Annotated in this window: 16 protein-coding genes; 2 read left to right on the plus strand and 14 right to left on the minus strand. The window is 55.0% G+C overall.

Annotated features, from left to right (window positions below):
* Nucleotides 1–248 precede the first annotated feature (248 nt).
* Entirely contained in the window at nucleotides 249–566 is a 318-nt protein-coding gene (locus FIU95_RS17065) for a multidrug efflux SMR transporter (protein WP_152454902.1), read from the plus strand.
* A gap of 39 nt (nucleotides 567–605) precedes the next feature.
* Here FIU95_RS17065 and rsgA read toward each other — a convergent pair whose 3' ends face one another.
* Nucleotides 606–1,724: a ribosome small subunit-dependent GTPase A gene (gene rsgA / locus FIU95_RS17070; RefSeq protein ID WP_152454903.1), complete on the minus strand. Its 1,119-nt coding sequence runs from the start codon at nucleotides 1,722–1,724 to the stop codon at nucleotides 606–608.
* A 592-nt stretch (nucleotides 1,725–2,316) separates the two neighbouring features.
* Here rsgA and pulA point away from each other — a divergent pair.
* On the plus strand, nucleotides 2,317–5,652 hold the full coding sequence (gene pulA / locus FIU95_RS17075; protein WP_152454904.1) for a pullulanase-type alpha-1,6-glucosidase: 3,336 nt from the start codon (nucleotides 2,317–2,319) through the stop codon (nucleotides 5,650–5,652).
* Nucleotides 5,653–5,735: 83 nt separating this feature from the next.
* Here the strand turns inward: pulA and ribA are convergent, their stop codons facing one another.
* From ribA to FIU95_RS17140, 13 genes are all read right to left on the minus strand, one after another.
* On the minus strand, nucleotides 5,736–6,353 hold the full coding sequence (ribA, locus tag FIU95_RS17080; protein WP_152454905.1) for a GTP cyclohydrolase II: 618 nt from the start codon (nucleotides 6,351–6,353) through the stop codon (nucleotides 5,736–5,738).
* 17 nt (nucleotides 6,354–6,370) lie between these two features.
* Complete coding sequence (locus FIU95_RS17085; protein WP_152454906.1) at nucleotides 6,371–7,006, minus strand: TIGR02281 family clan AA aspartic protease; 636 nt, start codon at nucleotides 7,004–7,006, stop codon at nucleotides 6,371–6,373.
* A gap of 31 nt (nucleotides 7,007–7,037) precedes the next feature.
* Entirely contained in the window at nucleotides 7,038–7,526 is a 489-nt protein-coding gene (locus FIU95_RS17090) for a phosphatidylglycerophosphatase A (protein WP_152454907.1), read from the minus strand.
* A 46-nt stretch (nucleotides 7,527–7,572) separates the two neighbouring features.
* The gene (thiL, locus tag FIU95_RS17095; RefSeq protein ID WP_152454908.1) at nucleotides 7,573–8,520 is read right to left on the minus strand and encodes a thiamine-phosphate kinase; all 948 of its coding nucleotides are present in this window, start codon (nucleotides 8,518–8,520) and stop codon (nucleotides 7,573–7,575) included.
* 10 nt (nucleotides 8,521–8,530) lie between these two features.
* Entirely contained in the window at nucleotides 8,531–8,974 is a 444-nt protein-coding gene (nusB, locus tag FIU95_RS17100; protein ID WP_152454909.1) for a transcription antitermination factor NusB, read from the minus strand.
* A gap of 65 nt (nucleotides 8,975–9,039) precedes the next feature.
* Nucleotides 9,040–9,510, minus strand: coding sequence for a 6,7-dimethyl-8-ribityllumazine synthase (ribE, locus tag FIU95_RS17105; RefSeq protein WP_152454910.1), 471 nt, complete (start codon nucleotides 9,508–9,510; stop codon nucleotides 9,040–9,042).
* A 65-nt stretch (nucleotides 9,511–9,575) separates the two neighbouring features.
* Nucleotides 9,576–10,688 (minus strand): bifunctional 3,4-dihydroxy-2-butanone-4-phosphate synthase/GTP cyclohydrolase II, encoded by a 1,113-nt coding sequence (ribBA, locus tag FIU95_RS17110; protein ID WP_152454911.1) that lies wholly within the window; start codon nucleotides 10,686–10,688, stop codon nucleotides 9,576–9,578.
* Nucleotides 10,689–10,787: 99 nt separating this feature from the next.
* Complete coding sequence (locus FIU95_RS17115) at nucleotides 10,788–11,450, minus strand: riboflavin synthase (protein ID WP_152454912.1); 663 nt, start codon at nucleotides 11,448–11,450, stop codon at nucleotides 10,788–10,790.
* Nucleotides 11,450–12,595 (minus strand): bifunctional diaminohydroxyphosphoribosylaminopyrimidine deaminase/5-amino-6-(5-phosphoribosylamino)uracil reductase RibD, encoded by a 1,146-nt coding sequence (gene ribD, locus FIU95_RS17120; RefSeq protein WP_152454913.1) that lies wholly within the window; start codon nucleotides 12,593–12,595, stop codon nucleotides 11,450–11,452. Before ribD ends, FIU95_RS17115 begins: the two co-directional genes overlap by 1 nt.
* On the minus strand, nucleotides 12,592–13,059 hold the full coding sequence (gene nrdR, locus FIU95_RS17125) for a transcriptional regulator NrdR (protein WP_152454914.1): 468 nt from the start codon (nucleotides 13,057–13,059) through the stop codon (nucleotides 12,592–12,594). The genes ribD and nrdR overlap by 4 nt, the downstream gene beginning before the upstream one ends.
* Before the next feature lie 152 nt (nucleotides 13,060–13,211).
* Nucleotides 13,212–14,480, minus strand: a complete 1,269-nt coding sequence (gene glyA, locus FIU95_RS17130; RefSeq protein ID WP_152454915.1) for a serine hydroxymethyltransferase — start codon at nucleotides 14,478–14,480, stop codon at nucleotides 13,212–13,214.
* A 215-nt stretch (nucleotides 14,481–14,695) separates the two neighbouring features.
* Nucleotides 14,696–15,187: an outer membrane beta-barrel protein gene (locus FIU95_RS17135; protein ID WP_172975443.1), complete on the minus strand. Its 492-nt coding sequence runs from the start codon at nucleotides 15,185–15,187 to the stop codon at nucleotides 14,696–14,698.
* Nucleotides 15,188–15,356: 169 nt separating this feature from the next.
* Nucleotides 15,357–15,845 carry an outer membrane beta-barrel protein gene (locus FIU95_RS17140; protein ID WP_152454917.1) on the minus strand — a complete coding sequence of 163 codons (489 nt, stop codon included), beginning with the start codon at nucleotides 15,843–15,845 and terminating at the stop codon, nucleotides 15,357–15,359.
* Between the last annotated feature and the right edge of the window lie 435 nt (nucleotides 15,846–16,280).

Genomic DNA, 16,280 nt, shown 5'->3' on the forward strand with positions numbered 1-16,280 from the left:
TCCCAAACTCCCTATAAATGATTTATTTTTATCGTCGAATGTTTCCCTTAAAACCTGATTATATCGGAAACAGCTCTTACAAAAGAAAAGGGCGATCTACCGCTCAGCCCACCCCCAAGCTTCATAAAACGCGTTTCCTCCATTCTCAGCTATATCTTTTCTATTGACCACCTAATGTGTGCATCAACAAGCAAGCGTCCCAGGCGGCGCTAGAGTTTAAAACCCAAAGCTATTTTTAAAGGAATATCATGGCCTGGTTCTACTTAATACTCGCTGGACTATGCGAAATTGGTTGGGTGCTGGGACTGAAAATTTCACAGGGAAGTAACACCCGCCTTCTGGGTGTGGTTATGGCTATGGTATTTATTGGGATCAGTGGATTTCTGCTGTGGCTGGCGCAGCGGGAGATACCTATTGGTACTTCCTATGCGGTCTGGACTGGAATTGGTGCCGCCGGAGCCTTTGCGGTAGGGGTGCTGTTCTTTGGAGACTCCACCAGCCTTGGACGCTATCTGGGAGTTTTGCTCATTATCTTGGGCGTTGTCACTTTAAAACTCTCTCATTAATTGAGAAGCACCCGGGAAAGTTCCCAGGTGCCAGTTCGATTAATTCTCTGAATATTTGCGTTTACGCGCCTGATTTTGCACAGATCGATACATCTGGGATAACGCTCTGTCCCCTGCCCGTTTCTGCGCCAGAGTTTGACCGTTACGGCTTAGTTCCTGTTGCAGTTTTTGCCAATTTCGCAAGCGCCGATCATCCAGCGAACCGCCCGTTATTGCCTCTTGTACCGCACAGCCTGGCTCTGACTGGTGCTGGCAGTCAGAGAAGCGACAGTCCCTGGACAAGGCCGCAATATCGGAGAAAGTCTCCGCTACGCCATCTTCAACATGCACCAACCCCAGCTCCCGCATTCCAGGGCTATCGAGTAACAGCGCTCCCCAACTCAGGGAGTGAAGAGAGCGTTTCCTTGTAGTGTGACGCCCTTTACTGTCGGCTTCGCGAATGGTCCCAGTCTCAGCCAGGGATTCGCCAGACAGCGCATTTAGCAAAGTGGATTTTCCCACTCCAGAAGAACCTAACAGCGCGATAGTTTCCCCAGGTAAGCACCACTGGCGCAGCTGTGCCACGCTTTCTCGATCCAGGCTATTGACCAGTGCAACAGGTAATTCACCGAATGGGCGCAAAGCCTGAAGAAAAGGGGCAATGTCTTCACACAGATCGGCCTTAGTCAGAATCAGGTGTGGGCTGCAACCAGACTCCCGAGCCAGAACCAAATAGCGCTCAATACGTGAGAGGTTAAAGTCATCATTCAGGGACGAAACAATAAAAACACTATCGACATTGGCAGCGATCATCTGCACCTGATGCCCCCCAGGTGCCATACGCTCAAACTGGCTGCTGCGGCTCAACAAACGCACGAAATATCCACTGCTCTTCTCTAACAACAGCCAATCCCCCACCGCGGGCAAATTAGCCACAAGACTCCCGGTTAGGGGAAGGGACACAGCCCCCTGCTCGCCGGCCAATTCCAGGCGACTGCGGTGCACAGCCATAATCCGCAGCGGCAAACACTGCTCGAGTTCGTCGAGCGTCAGCTGCTGTTGGAAAAAAGACTTCCAGCCGAGTTTTTGTAGCGGAGAAGCTTCCCGCTCAATTTTGATAGATGCGGATTTAGTACCGAGTCTGTTAACAGACCGACGGGTAAAGTGAGATTTACTCAAGATTGAAACCCTCTGGGCGCAACAAAGCGCCAAGCGACCGCAAATACGCGGCCAACAGAGCTTTCTCTGGGAAAGCCCGACGTCTAGGAATCTATCGCCGGGCGTGGGCAGCGGGAGGCTGCTACTGGACCCGACGGAGGGTTGCAACAATCATCAATCATCCTCCGCAGTTATTGAGTTCTGGATTCCGCCAAAGTATCTGGCGGGTTATGGGCAAATTAGCACTACCAGGGGATAGGAGCAAGTCGATTGGCCTTGGAAGCCTCTTAGTAATTGCCCCGTCACAAAAAGCAAAGCCGGCAAAAGCCGGCCTTCGAATCCGATTACAGCAGGTGCATCACCTTTCTCGACCCACAGTAACCTGATCAATTGAGTATAGAACCGACTTTCCTTCTCGCCACCTCTTCTACTCGCGAATCATCTTCTCTAGCGGGCATTGCCACAAGATGACGTTTTTATAAAGGTTTTATGACACCCCCAACCACCTCCCCCAGACCTCCACCTCCTCGGGGTGGGAGGCCGTCAATGCGTGACTGCGATTCAATACCAATTGAGAGAGCCGCAACAAGTACAACAAAAAATGGGGAGCGCTATGCCAATAACTAATTTCACGGGGCCCGGCACAGCCGGCACAAGAGGCGGGCTGATTCTGGGGGCAGTCTTCTGCTCCATCCAAATACCGGTTTGGGCATCTGACACACCAAATCCCACAGAGGTCAATATTCCCGGCAACCTACAAAGCCAACTGGGCTGCGATGGCGACTGGCAACCAGGTTGTGTCGCCACCCTGCTCCGCTATGACAGCGAAGACGACAAATGGCAGGGCAGCTTTTGGATACCAGCCGGCAACTGGGAGTACAAAGCCGCTCTCAACAACAGCTGGCATGAAAATTATGGCAGGGGCGGCCAGCGGGACGGCGGTAATATTTCCCTTAGCCTGGATGAGGCCCGCGAAGTTAAATTTATCTATGACCACGAGAGTCACTGGATCACCGATAACCACAATAGCGTGATCGCCACTGTAGCCGGCAACTTCCAATCCCTGCTGGGGTGCCCGGGAGACTGGCAACCCGGTTGCCTACTCAGCTGGATGCAGGATGCCGATGGAGATGGCAACTACACCTTTATCACCTCAGCGCTGCCTGCCGGTTCCTATGAATTCAAGGTAGCTCTGCACGAAGGCTGGGAGGAGAGCTACGGCAACAATGGAGCCAACGTCAGCTTTACCGTGGCCGCCGATTACGACGAAATCTACTTTGCTTTTGACTCGAATAGTAAAGAAGTCACCGTCAGCAGTGATGGCTTCGCCAAGGGTGACCTGAGCAGCGATAAAGCGCACTGGGTGGATACCAGCAGCTTTGCCTGGGATATCCAGGTGCAGGAAGGTACCAAGGTTAAATTGCACTACAGCAACACCGCCGAGCTAAAACTGGAGGACGGTGATATCCGTTCCGATGGCACCATCGATCTCACCCCTCTCGCCACCCTGCCCGGCAGCGCCCAACAAAAATTCCCGCACCTGGCCAGTTTCAGTGCCTGGCAATTGCCAGGGCAGGCCTCCATCAGTGATCTGGTCACCCAGCAACTCGCACTCGCCGCTTACGATGCGGAGGGCAAGTTACTGGATGCAACTGGTGTGCAGATGGCCGGAGCCCTCGATGATCGCTTCTACTACGACGGTGAACTCGGTGCCCGTGTCGGCGAGGAGAATATCCAGCTCGATCTTTGGGCTCCCACCGCACGGGCAGTAAAGCTGCACCTGTTTACAGACTCCAGCAGCGATAGCGCCGATCAGGTGGTATCCATGCTGCGCGATGAATCTACCGGGGTTTGGAGTGCCGATATCGACAAGCAGTGGGACCGCAGTTTTTATCTCTATGAGGTCGAGGTGTACTCCTACTTCAGCCGCCAGATTGAAACCAACCTGGTCACCGACCCCTATTCCCTGAGTCTCTCCATCAATAGTGGCAAAAGCCAGATCGTCAACCTGAATGACCGGGACCTGAAGCCGCGCGGTTGGGATCGCCTGCGCAAGCCCAGGTTAACCCAGCCGGAAGATATCAGTGTCTACGAGCTGCACGTACGCGATTTCAGTATTGCGGATCAAACTGTCCCCGAAGCAGAGCGCGGCACCTTCAAGGCTTTCACCCGCAAGCACAGCGACGGCATGCGCCACCTCAATAAACTGGCCCGCGCCGGCCTCACCCATATCCACCTGCTGCCGGCCTTTGACTTTGCCACAGTCAATGAAGATCGCACCCGGCAGCAGCAAACCCCGGACCTCTCAGACTACGCATCGGACAGCAGCGAGCAGCAGGCTCAGGTAGATGCTATTCGCGATACCGATGGCTTTAACTGGGGCTACGATCCATTGCACTACACTGTCCCCGAAGGCAGCTATAGCAGCGCTCCCGATGGACCTGCGCGCATTCGCGAATTCCGTCAAATGGTGCAAGGGCTATCTCACTCCGGCCTGCGACTGGTGATGGATGTGGTTTACAACCACACCAGCTCCTATGGCCAATTCGACAACTCCATACTCGATAAAATCGTCCCCGGCTATTACCACCGCCGCAACCTGGAAGGCGGTGTGGAGATGAGCAGCTGCTGCGCAAATACCGCCAGTGAGCACGCCATGATGGAAAAGCTGATGATCGATTCCCTGGTCACCTGGGCCCGGGCCTATAAGGTGGACAGCTTCCGTTTCGATCTGATGGGTCACCACAGCCTCGACAATATCCTCAAGGCGCAAGCGGCAATGCAATCACTGACCCCTGCAGTCGATGGCGTCGATGGCAACGCTATCTATCTGTACGGCGAGGGCTGGAATTTTGGCGAGGTGGCTGACGATGCCCGCTTTGTACAGGCCCGTCAGGGCAATATGGCCGGCAGCGGTGTCGGCACCTTTAACGATCGCCTGCGCGATTCCGTGCGTGGCGGCAACCCCTTCGGAGGCTTTGAGGAGCAGGGCTTTGGTACCGGTCTGTTCACCGACAGCAACGGCAAGTTTGAGGGAGAAGATGAGCGTGCCACACTGCTAACCCTGGCAGATAAAGTCCGCGTTTCCCTCGCCGGCAACCTGGCGGATTATTCTTTTGAAGATGCCGACGGCAATATCATTACCGGCAGCGAGCTGGTCTATAACGGCCAGCCCACCGGCTATACTGCCGACCCACAGGAATCCATTAATTATATTGCCGCCCACGACAACGAGACGCTGTTCGACGGAGTACAGATCAAAGCCAGTGACAGCTCCGACTTGGCTGAACGAGTGCGTATCCAGGCATTCAGTAATTCCCTGGTTCTGTTCGCCCAGGGAGTGCCGTTTATCCACGCAGGCCAGGATTTCCTGCGCTCAAAGTCGATGGATCGGGACAGTTACAACTCCGGTGACTGGTTTAATGCACTGGACTTCAGCCTTGCCACAGATAATTGGGGTGCGGGTTTACCTATCGCAGATAAAAACGAAGATAACTGGTCCCTGATGCAACCTTTACTGGCAAACCCGGAATTGGCTCCCGAGCGCCGGCACCGCTTGTGGAGCTCTGCTCTATTCCGCGAGCAGCTGGCGATTCGCAACAGCTCTCCCCTGTTCCGCTTGTCTGATGCAGAGTCCGTAGAAGCACATCTCAATTTCCTCAACACCGGACCCGACCAGATTCCTGGGCTGATTGTAATGGAGTTATCCGATTCCAATGGCAACATCGATCGCCGCTTTGAACGTATTGTGGTGCTGTTTAATGGCGATGACGAATCATTGGAATTTACCAGCGAAAACCTTATTGGTGAGTACCTGTTCAAGCATCCACGTCAACGCCGCTCGGTAGACTCACGCCTGCGCAGAGTGAAGTTTGATAGAGACACAGGCACCTTTACTCTGCCCGGCCGTACTACCGCCGTATTTATACAGCCACGGCGAAGAAAGTAATCTCGCGAAAAAATAAAAAAGGCCGGAATTTCCGGCCTTTTTTATGGGATTAATTTATATGGGAGTACTTTAAGAAGAAATAATTATTTTTCCTCGCCCTCTTCCTCATCTCCATTTTCAATCAAGTGGCCAAGCTTGCCTTTCTTGGTGGAGAGGTACTTGGCATTGTGCGGATTGCGCCCTGACTGGTGTGGCAAACGTTCGGTGACTTCTATCCCCAAATCCTGCAAGGCTTTCACTTTGCGTGGGTTATTGGTCATCAAGCGAATGGCATGAATACCCAGGTGGTCGATCATCGCTTTCAGAATTGAATAATCGCGCATGTCGGCGCCAAAACCGAGCTGCTCATTGGCCTCTACCGTATCCGCGCCGCAATCCTGCAAATGGTAGGCACGAATCTTGTTTAGCAGGCCGATACCACGACCTTCTTGACGCAGATAGAAAATCGCGCCGCGCCCCTCCATGGCAATGCGGTGCATAGCATGTTGCAGCTGGGCACCACAATCGCAACGCAGGGAAAACAGGGCATCACCAGTCAGGCATTCCGAGTGAATGCGGGCCAGCAGGGGCTCGTTGGTATCGAAGTCCCCCATGGTGAGCACGACATGCTCCTTGCCAGTTTCCACTTCCTCGAAACCGTGCATCTCAAACATGCCCCAAGAGGTCGGCAATTTTGAGGATTCCACATAACGAATGGTCAACTTAATACCTCTTCACGTCAGTTGCGGGCGCGCAGTATCAGCACACCCCTCTGCTGTTCCATATCTAACCGGCCGAGAAAACTGTTTCCCAGAAGCACCACTTGGGGAAAGTTATCAGGATGCACGGTAGCTTCTACATTGTGCAATTTAATGCCACCGATAGTGACACTGCTGAGATTGATCAAATAAGCACTGGTGATACCACTGGCGGTCGACACCGGTATACGTTTGGCCCCACTGAGATTTAAGCGCAGACGCTGGGCGGTGGGGTAATTGATTGCCAGGGTGGTCGCCCCGGTATCCACCATCACCGGTACCCGCATCCCATTGATCCAGGCATCGGTATTGAAATGACCGCGGCTATCTCCCATCAAGCGCACCTCGGCGCGTTCGGCCTGTGCATAGCTGGCGGCGATGGGCGCATCCAGGGTGAGCTTCTGCTCTCGTCCATTCACACGGATGTGGGCATAGCTGGTGGTAGCTTCTATCAGGCCAACTCCTTCCGGTGATTGTTGACCCGCCTTGAGAATACGCTGACGGCCATCGATTTCCAGCATGGCACTACCGCCAAACAGGCCCTTCAGTTGTACCTGTTGGGCCCAGACTGTGCTGGAAACCAGTAACCCCAGCAGAAGCCAAAATGCCTTGTGCATCGATAATCCCTATCCGCTAAGCCCCAATAAACTAAGCCCCAACAAAAAACACAGTTATCTGTAATATCAAAGCCGCATAAACCGCGGCCAGTATATCGTCGAGCATAATTCCGACGCCACCTTGTACACGCCGGTCCGCCCAGCCAATCGGCGGCGGCTTGGCGATGTCGAACAGGCGAAAGAGTACAAAACCGTAAAGTGCCCAAATCCAGCCGGCCGGGGCCATAAACATTGTGAGCCAGTAGCCCACCATCTCATCCCAAACAATGCCGCCGTGGTCGTGCACACCGAGTTTCTTTGCTGCGGCCCCGCACAGGTAACATCCCACCAGGCCCGTCACCACAAGGATTCCTAAATACCAGGCCGGGGAGAGATCCTTCATCAGCCACCAAAAGGGTATGGCTACCAGGGTGCCGAAAGTACCCGGCGCCTTGGGTGCCAACCCCGAGCCAAAGCCAAAAGCTAAAAGCATAGTGGGATCGCGCAAAAGCTCGGAAAAACTGGGGTTATGTATTCTCATAGTCTTATTTCCAAAGCCGCTACCGGCACTTCCCGGTTAATGCCACCTAAAAATGCTTATAACCTGTCGCAGGTGGCGACCAGGGGCTGCCATTATGCCAGCAACGCACCTCGGCCTCGCCCTCTGCAAGGGTGCCGATAGCAGTTACGTTCAGGTCCAGTTGTTCCAGGTCCGCAACCCGCTGCTGCGGAACAGTAAAACAGAGTTGGTAGTCATCGCCACCGCCTGTAGCCAGAGTTGTTGCTTTCTCTGCGGCAAGAGCCCGCGCCAAGGGAGAAACGGCTAATCGCTCCAGATGAATATCGGCACTGACGCTGCTGGATTCACAAATATGTCCCAAGTCAGCGAGCAGACCATCGGAGATATCCAGAGCCGCACTGGCCAGCTTGGCAATCGCCGCAGCCACAGGGAATTGGGGTTCGGGATAATAGAAGGCGCGCTCGCATTGCAGCTGCAGTTCAGGGGTCACCCGCTGCTCTCCCAGGATTACTGGCAAAGCGGCAGCAGCGGCACCTAGAGGACCGCTGACATAAACGTGATCACCGGGGCGGGCACAGTCTCGGCGTAGCGGCGATTCCGTGTGTCCGATCACCTGAATGGTGATCGACAGTGGGCCCGCTGTGGTATCGCCCCCTACCAGGGAAACACCAAACTGTGCCGCGGTCTGCAGCAGGCCATCGGCAAATTTACGCAACCAAACCGCATCACTGTGAGGCAAGGTCAAGGCCAGGGTAAACCAGAGAGGGCGCGCATTCATTGCCGCCAGGTCACTGAGATTAACCCTGAGTGCACGCGCGGCAATAGCAGCAGGATCGGCATCTGCGGGAAAGTGGCGGCCTGCCACCAGGGTATCCATAGAGGTGGCCAGCTGCCCCGAGGCGGGTGCCTGCAATAAAGCGCAGTCATCACCTATACCCAAAGCAACCCCTTCGCCCACAGGAGCACTGGCGAAAAAATCGCGGATAATTTCAAATTCGCCCGGCGCAGTTCCCATAAGTGTGACTTCAGGACTTCTTGTCAGCAGCCACTTCCGCAGCGCGCAGGTCCGCGGCGGTTTTATCCAGGATACCGTTGATGAACTTGAAGGCATCGGTGGGGCCGAATTTTTTCGCCAGTGCCACCGCTTCGTTAATCACTACTTTGTAGGGCACATCGATGCGGTTTTTCAGTTCATAAGTGGCCATGCGCAGCAGGGCGCGGGACACCGGGTCCAGATCTTCCACTTTGCGATCCAGATGGGAGGAGTAAGCACCTTCTACTTCGTCGAGGTTTTTGGCAACCCCGTGGAAGATATCGCGGAAATATTCCACGTCGGCTTTGCTCATATCGTTGTCGGTATGGAACTCGGCTTCGATTGCATTGAGGCTGGCGCCGGCCATTTGCCATTGGTAGAGCGCCTGCATGGCGTAGTGGCGCGCCTTGCGGCGGGCAGATGCAGTTACGGTCATTGTCTTTTCCGGTAGATACTTCTCAGAATGGGCAGCGCCAACGCAACTGGCCGGCGCTGTGGCAATTAGATTTTGCCGAGTAGGGAAACCATTTCCAGGGCGGTTTCGGCGGCTTCACAACCTTTGTTGCCAGCCTTGGTGCCGGAGCGCTCGATAGCCTGCTCAATGGAGTCCACAGTCAACACACCAAAGGTCACCGGGATACCGGTATTCAGGGATACCTGGGCCAGACCTTTGGTGCACTCACCAGCGACATATTCGAAGTGCGGAGTGCCGCCACGAATCACCGCGCCCAGTGCAATAATCGCATCAAACTTTTTGGTTTCCGCCAGCTTTTGCGCGGCCAGCGGGAATTCGAAGGCGCCGGGGGCGTAGTAGATGGTGATGTCCTCATCCTTGATGCCCTTGCGGCGCAGGGTATCAAGGGCGCCGTCTTTGAGGCTCTCGACTACAAAGCTGTTCCAACGGCTCACCAGCAGCGCGTACTTACCAGTACTGCCGACAAAATCCCCTTCAATCACTTGAATATTGCTCATAATGTCCAATCCGTATTTCTTCCCATACCCGTGCCATTTCAAATGCGCCGGGAAACATTCTGCTGTTACTCTTCGACGTTCAGGTACTCTTCCACTTCCAGCTCAAAACCGGAAATAGCGCTGAACTTAAACGGCGCACTCATCAGGCGCATCTTGCGCACCTTGAGATCGCGCAGTATCTGCGAACCAGTACCCACCTGCTTGTACACCAGATCCTGGCTGGGGCGCTGCTGCTTACCGCTGATCAGCCAATCGATGCTCTCCTCGATTTCCTCGGTGGTCTCGTTGTGGCAGATCAATACCACCACACCTTTACCCTCTTTCTCGATATGCTGCATAGCCCGGCGGAAAGTCCAGGGGACAAATTTTTCATCTCCGCGCTGGATAGTGAGTACATCGCGCAGGGTGTTACCCACATGTACGCGCACCAGGGTCGGCTCTTCAGGCGTGGGCTCGCCCTTGATAAAGGCGAAGTGGCGCTCGCGGCGGGCCTTATCGAGATAGGTACGCAGTTTAAACTCGCCAAACTCGGTACGCACCTTGCGCTCGTTCACGCACTCCACGGTTTTCTCGTTGAGCGCGCGATAGGTAATCAGGTCAGCAATGGTGCCAATCTTGAGATTGTGCTCCTTGGCAAACTTTTCCAGATCCGGGCGGCGTGCCATGGTGCCATCGTCATTCATGATTTCAACGATGACCGCGGCCGCCTCGAAACCCGCCAGGCGGGAGAGATCACAGCCGGCCTCGGTATGGCCGGCACGGCTCAGCACGCCACCGGGCTGGGCCATAATCGGGAAAATATGTCCGGGCTGCACGATATCGCTGGGTTTGGCATTTCTGTTGACGGCGGCGCGCACAGTACGCGCACGGTCCGCGGCGGAAATACCGGTGGTCACCCCTTCGGCAGCTTCGATAGAGACGGTGAAGTTGGTGCTGAACTGGGCACCGTTATCCCGCGACATCAGCGGCAGGTCCAGCTGCTCACAGCGCTCCTTGGACATGGGCATACAGATCAGACCGCGGGCATGGGTAGCCATAAAGTTAATATCTTCGGCGCGCACTTGCTCCGCCGCCATCACCAGGTCACCCTCGTTTTCGCGATCCTCATCGTCCATCAGGATCACCATTTTGCCCTGGCGGATATCGTCGATCAGTTCTTCAACCGTATTTAATTCCATTGCTAACTCTGGATAAATTAATCAATTGCAAATTGAGCGGCTTTCCCTGCAGTTACACTCACCCGCCCTCACTGGCGCGGCATGCCGGGATAAAGCCAGCTAGCGCTTGTAAAACCCGTTCTGGGCGAGAAATTCGAGCGTCATACCACCTTCGCTGGATTTGGCTGCCTCCTCACCGAGAAGCAGGCGCTCCAGATAACGCGCGATCAGGTCCACCTCGAGGTTGACCCGGGTGCCGGCGGCATAGCCCTGCATAATCGTTTCCTGCAGGGTATGCGGCACAATAGTGAGTTCAAACTCAGCGCCATCCACCGCGTTAACGGTAAGACTGGTACCGTCGACAGTAATCGAGCCCTTGTGGGCAATATAACGAGCCAGGTTATCCGGCGCGCGTAGGCGAAAACGCTCGGCACGGGCCTCGGATTTGCGCCACACCACCTCGCCGATACCGTCCACATGGCCGCTGACAATATGGCCGCCAAGGCGGGTTTGTGGGGTCAATGCCTTCTCCAGGTTAACCCTATCCCCGCGCTTCCAGCTGCTGACACTGGTGACATCCAGCGTCTCCGCGGAAACATCCGCCCAATAGCCATCACCGGGCAGCTCCACTACGGTCAGACAGACGCCGTTGGTGGCGATACTATCGCCAAGCTGTACATCGGCGAGGTCCAGTTTGCCGCTCCTGACGCGCACGCGCAGATCGCCACCGCGCGGCTGCAGATCGGCAACCTCGCCAACCGCTTCAATAATTCCAGTAAACATCAGCGCTCGATATCCGTGGTTGCGGTGATGCGCCAGTCGTGGCCGACCGCGCGCATATCGGTAATCGTAATCGGCAGTACAGAGCCCATACGCTCGATGGGCAATTCAAACAGCGGCCGCGCCGTGCTGCCGAGCAGCTTGGGCGCCAGATAGACAATCATTTCGTCTACGTGCCCCCTGTAGAGAAACTCACCGGAAAGGATCGCACCGCTTTCAATCAGCACTTCATTGCATTCGCGTCGGGCCAACTCTTTGAGCAGGGCAAGCAGGTCCACCCGGCCATCTTTGCCCTGAGGCAAAACGACAACCTCGGCACCGGCGTTTTCCAGTCGCTGACGGCGCTCGGGATCGGCGCGCTCAGTAGTGCACACCAGTGTGGGGGCGTCCCCCTGCAAAATAAAGGCCTTTGCCGGTGTGCGCAGCTGGCTGTCGACAATAACGCGCAGAGGCTGAACTTCCGCAGCCTGTTCCGCCTCGAGCAGCTCCAGTGCCATCTCATCGGCGCGCACATTGAGATTCGGGTTGTCGTATCGCACTGTTTCAACGCCGGTTATAACGGCACAGCTGCGCGCACGCAGGCGCTGCACATCGGCGCGCGCAGCCGGGCCCGAAACCCATTTGGATTCTCCACTGGCCATGGCGGTGCGACCGTCGAGGCTCATCGCAGACTTGCTGCGCACCAGGGGTAACCCCAGGGTCATACGCTTGATAAAGCCCGGGTTGAGTGCGCGGCAGCGCTCTTCCAGCACTGGCCCCTCTACCTCAATGCCCGCATCGCGCAGTTTCTGCAAACCGCTTCCGGCAACCCTGGGGTTCGGGTCTTCCATACCGTATACCACACGGGCGACACCGGCCTGCACCAGTGCCTCGGCGCAGGGACCTGTGCGGCCACTGTGGCTACAGGGTTCAAGGGTCACATAGACGATGGCGCCGCGTGATCGCTCGCCCGCATCGCGCAGGGCTTCTATTTCAGCGTGGGGTTCACCGGCGCGCTTGTGCCAGCCCTCGGCAATCACTTTGCCATTCGCATCGGTGATCACACAGCCCACGCGGGGATTCGGCATAGTGGTATAGAGACCGCGCTCCGCCAGCTGAATAGCGCGGCCCATCAGTGCCTGGGCACTCTCTACAGCCATTTGACTCATTGCGTTTGGTTTTCCTTACTGGTCAGGCGCTCAATCTCTTCACTGAAGTCGCTGACATCTTCAAAGCGTCGATACACCGAGGCAAAGCGTACATAAGCCACTTCATCCAGCTCGCGCAACTGCTCCATGACCAGCTCACCGATGGCCCTTGCCGGCAGCTCGCGCTCGCCGGTTGCGCGCAGTGCATGCTTGATTTGGGAGACTGCGGATTCCACCCGCTCGATACTGACTGGGCGCTTCTCTACCGCGCGCTGGATACCCGCGCGCAATTTGTCTTCATTGAAGGGTTCGCGCTGGCCATTTTGTTTAATCACCCTGGGCAACAGCAGCTCTGCGGTCTCAAAGGTGGTGAAACGTTCATGGCATTCGAGGCACTCGCGTCGACGACGCACCTGATCGCCCTCCGCCACCAGGCGGGAATCGACTACTTTGGTTTCTTCTGCGCTGCAGAAAGGACAGTGCATGTGGGATCGTCCCCAGGGGAATGGAAAATGGGCCGCAGTTTATCACAGCCGTTGCCCCCTGTGACGGCACTGCGCACCCCTGCGGTGCAGCACACCGTGATACAGCCATAAAAAAAGCGGCTCACCGAGCCGCTTTTTCCAGCAAAGCTAAATCAGGCTTTCTTGTACACAGGAAACTGCGCACAGATCTCCAGAACTTTTTGCTTCACATCGGCGATGGTGGCTTCAACATCGCCGCCTTCCAGCGCGTCCAGAATATCGCAGATCCAATGAGTCAGCTGCTGGGTTTCCTTCACGCCGAAACCGCGTGTGGTAATCGCCGGAGTACCGACACGCAGACCACTGGTGATGAAGGGAGAGCGCGGGTCATTAGGCACCGCATTTTTATTCACCGTGATATTGGCATTGCCCAGAGCTTCATCGGCATCTTTACCGGTATATTCCTTGCCGATCAGGTCCACCAGCATCAAGTGGTCATCGGTGCCGCCAGAAACGATATTGATACCGCGGTCGAGGAAAGTCTCCGCCATAGCGCGGGCATTCTCAACCACCTTCTTCTGGTAAGCCTTGTACTCAGGGCTCATGGCCTCTTTAAAGGAAACCGCCTTGGCCGCGATAACATGCATCAGCGGGCCGCCCTGACCACCGGGGAATACCGCGGAGTTCAGTTTCTTCTCGATCTCTTCGTTGGCGCGGGCCAGGATAATGCCACCGCGCGGTCCGCGCAGGGTCTTGTGAGTGGTGGAAGTCACCACATCTGCGTGGGAAATTGGCGATGGGTATTCATTAGCGGCAACCAGACCGGCTACGTGGGCCATATCCACAAACAGGTAGGCACCCACTTTGTCGGCGATTTCGCGGAAACGTGCCCAATCCATGACGCGGCTGTAGGCGGAGAAGCCGGCCACGATCATCTTGGGTTTGTGCTCCAGAGCCAGACGCTCCACCTCCTCGTAATCCACCTCGCCGGTTTCCGGATTCAGACCGTACTGCACCGCGTTGTAGATTTTGCCGGAGAAGTTGACACGGGCACCGTGGGTCAGGTGGCCGCCGTGAGCTAGGCTCATACCCAGCACGGTGTCGCCGGGGGCGCACAGGGCTTGATATACCGCTGAGTTGGCCTGGGAGCCGGAATGGGGCTGTACGTTGGCGTAATCCGCACCGAACAGCGCCTTGGCGCGCTCAATCGCCAGGGTTTCCACTTTATCCACATACTCACAGCCACCGTAGTAGCGTTTGCCCGGATAACCTTCTGCGTATTTATTGGTGAGGCTGCTGCCCTGGGCTTCCATGACTTGTGGGCTGGTGTAGTTCTCGGAGGCGATCAGCTCAATGTGGTCTTCCTGGCGAGAATCCTCTTCGCGGATAGCTTCCCAGATTTCGGGATCGTAAGAAGCGAGCGTGACAGATGAATCAAACATGGTGTTCCCTCGGTAATGCGGGCTGAGTAGAGACTGGTGTAACTCGGTACCACTGTGCTCAGGCCTTGCAACTTGGCCTCAGGCGCCAACAGGCCCCACTGACTACTCAAAGAATCCTGAGCATTTTAGAAAGGCGCGCATTGTACACCAAGGTCACAGGGATTGCGCAAAAACGAAAACGCGGCCAAATGGCCGCGTTTTCACTGTTGGTTAGCTTAGAAGCGAACAACCAAAGAGCCTGACCAATAATCCACATCAGACTCGATAAAGGTATACTCTGTCTCGAATAGAACACTCTCGGTCAGCTTGAACCCGGCACCAATACCTGCCGAGGCACCACTATCTGAATATTCACCAAAACCGTCGACATCCAGCTCTTCATGGAGATAACCGAGCCGTCCCTTGAGGTAAATATCCCCCTCAGAACGGTAAGTCGCGTAAATCGCCTGGGTCGCAAAAGAGTAGTCCACTTCACTCCAGTAGTAATCGTACTCTCCTTCAACCAAGGAGTCAGTGAATTCGGCTTCCAGACCCCAGCCCAAATTCCAGCCATAGCCGACACGAACCCCTGCATTGAGTGGGCTATCTCCGTCCGCATCGGTATTCATTACACCAAAAACTGCACCTACATAGGCGCCCTCTGCCTGAGCAGCTGCAGAACATACCAAAGCCACGGCGGCAACTAACGCGTTAAAACGAAAACGCATATCCATCCCCATATTTGTTGAGATATAAAAATCGGGCGGATTATAGGTGCCAAAACAAAGTATGCAAGTACACACTTACCTTAGAGGTCTTTATATTTAGAGCTTAACTCAAAGTATGATCACCGAAATGACTCCAGAGGAGTCGGGTATTTTGCCCTAGCAGCCAACTTCAGAAGCGATAGTTAAAAGACCCTGACCAAAGGCCCACGTCCTTTTCGAGCTGGGTGAATTCCAGCTCCAACCGGCTATTGGCGGTTAAGGCAAGACCGATACCCGCGCCAATAGCCACTCCAAAGTCATCACTGCTGTTACTGCCAACAGTCACATGCTCGTAGAGGAGACCCAGGCGTCCCTTAAAATAGAAATAGCCTTGGGATCTATAAGTCCCGTAGCCAGCCAGGGTATGCAGATCGACATCCACCTCTTTTCCCTGAACCTCGGTATCCCCACCATATAAGGAGCCGTTATATTCGGCCTCGAGCCCCCAGCCGGAGTAAAGCGGATAACCGATGCGCAGACCAACACCTAGGGGGTTATCGATATTGTTAAAATCGAAATCCATCACCCCAAGCCCCCCTCCCCAATAGAGCCCCTGGGCAAATGTGCCGGAGGATAGCGCTAGAGTCAGGGTACCTAAGAAATTAGTTATTTTTTTCATAACTTTTCCAATTTGCCAAAGACTGAAATCACCTTGCGTCGAGTAATTTTTCTCTATGAGCCTTTCACCGAATGACAACGCCTCAAAAGCTACTGGATCGAAATGGCTGTCTGGAAACCCGATAAAATGGGGCTGAGAAGTAGGCAAAGGAATATCATCAGAGAGCGAGAACAAGCGGCCATGATCCTCCCCAGGTTGGAATTAAGCACAGTTCCCTAGCGGTCAAACTTAAAGTAGCCGAAAAGACTACCTATGCTTTAGGCTATGGCATATAAACCCTGTCCGGTATAGATAAATACTGTCACGACGGCTTTATTCACATAACAAGACTAAGGTTGGCTCAAAACCAGCTCTAAACTGCAGATCACGCCATTTTTGTCCTCCATCCTCAGACTTTCACATAGCTGACCTGGCAATCTGCTTGACACTGACAAT

This window comes from Microbulbifer sp. THAF38 (assembly GCF_009363535.1).
Classification (GTDB): Bacteria; Pseudomonadota; Gammaproteobacteria; order Pseudomonadales; family Cellvibrionaceae; genus Microbulbifer.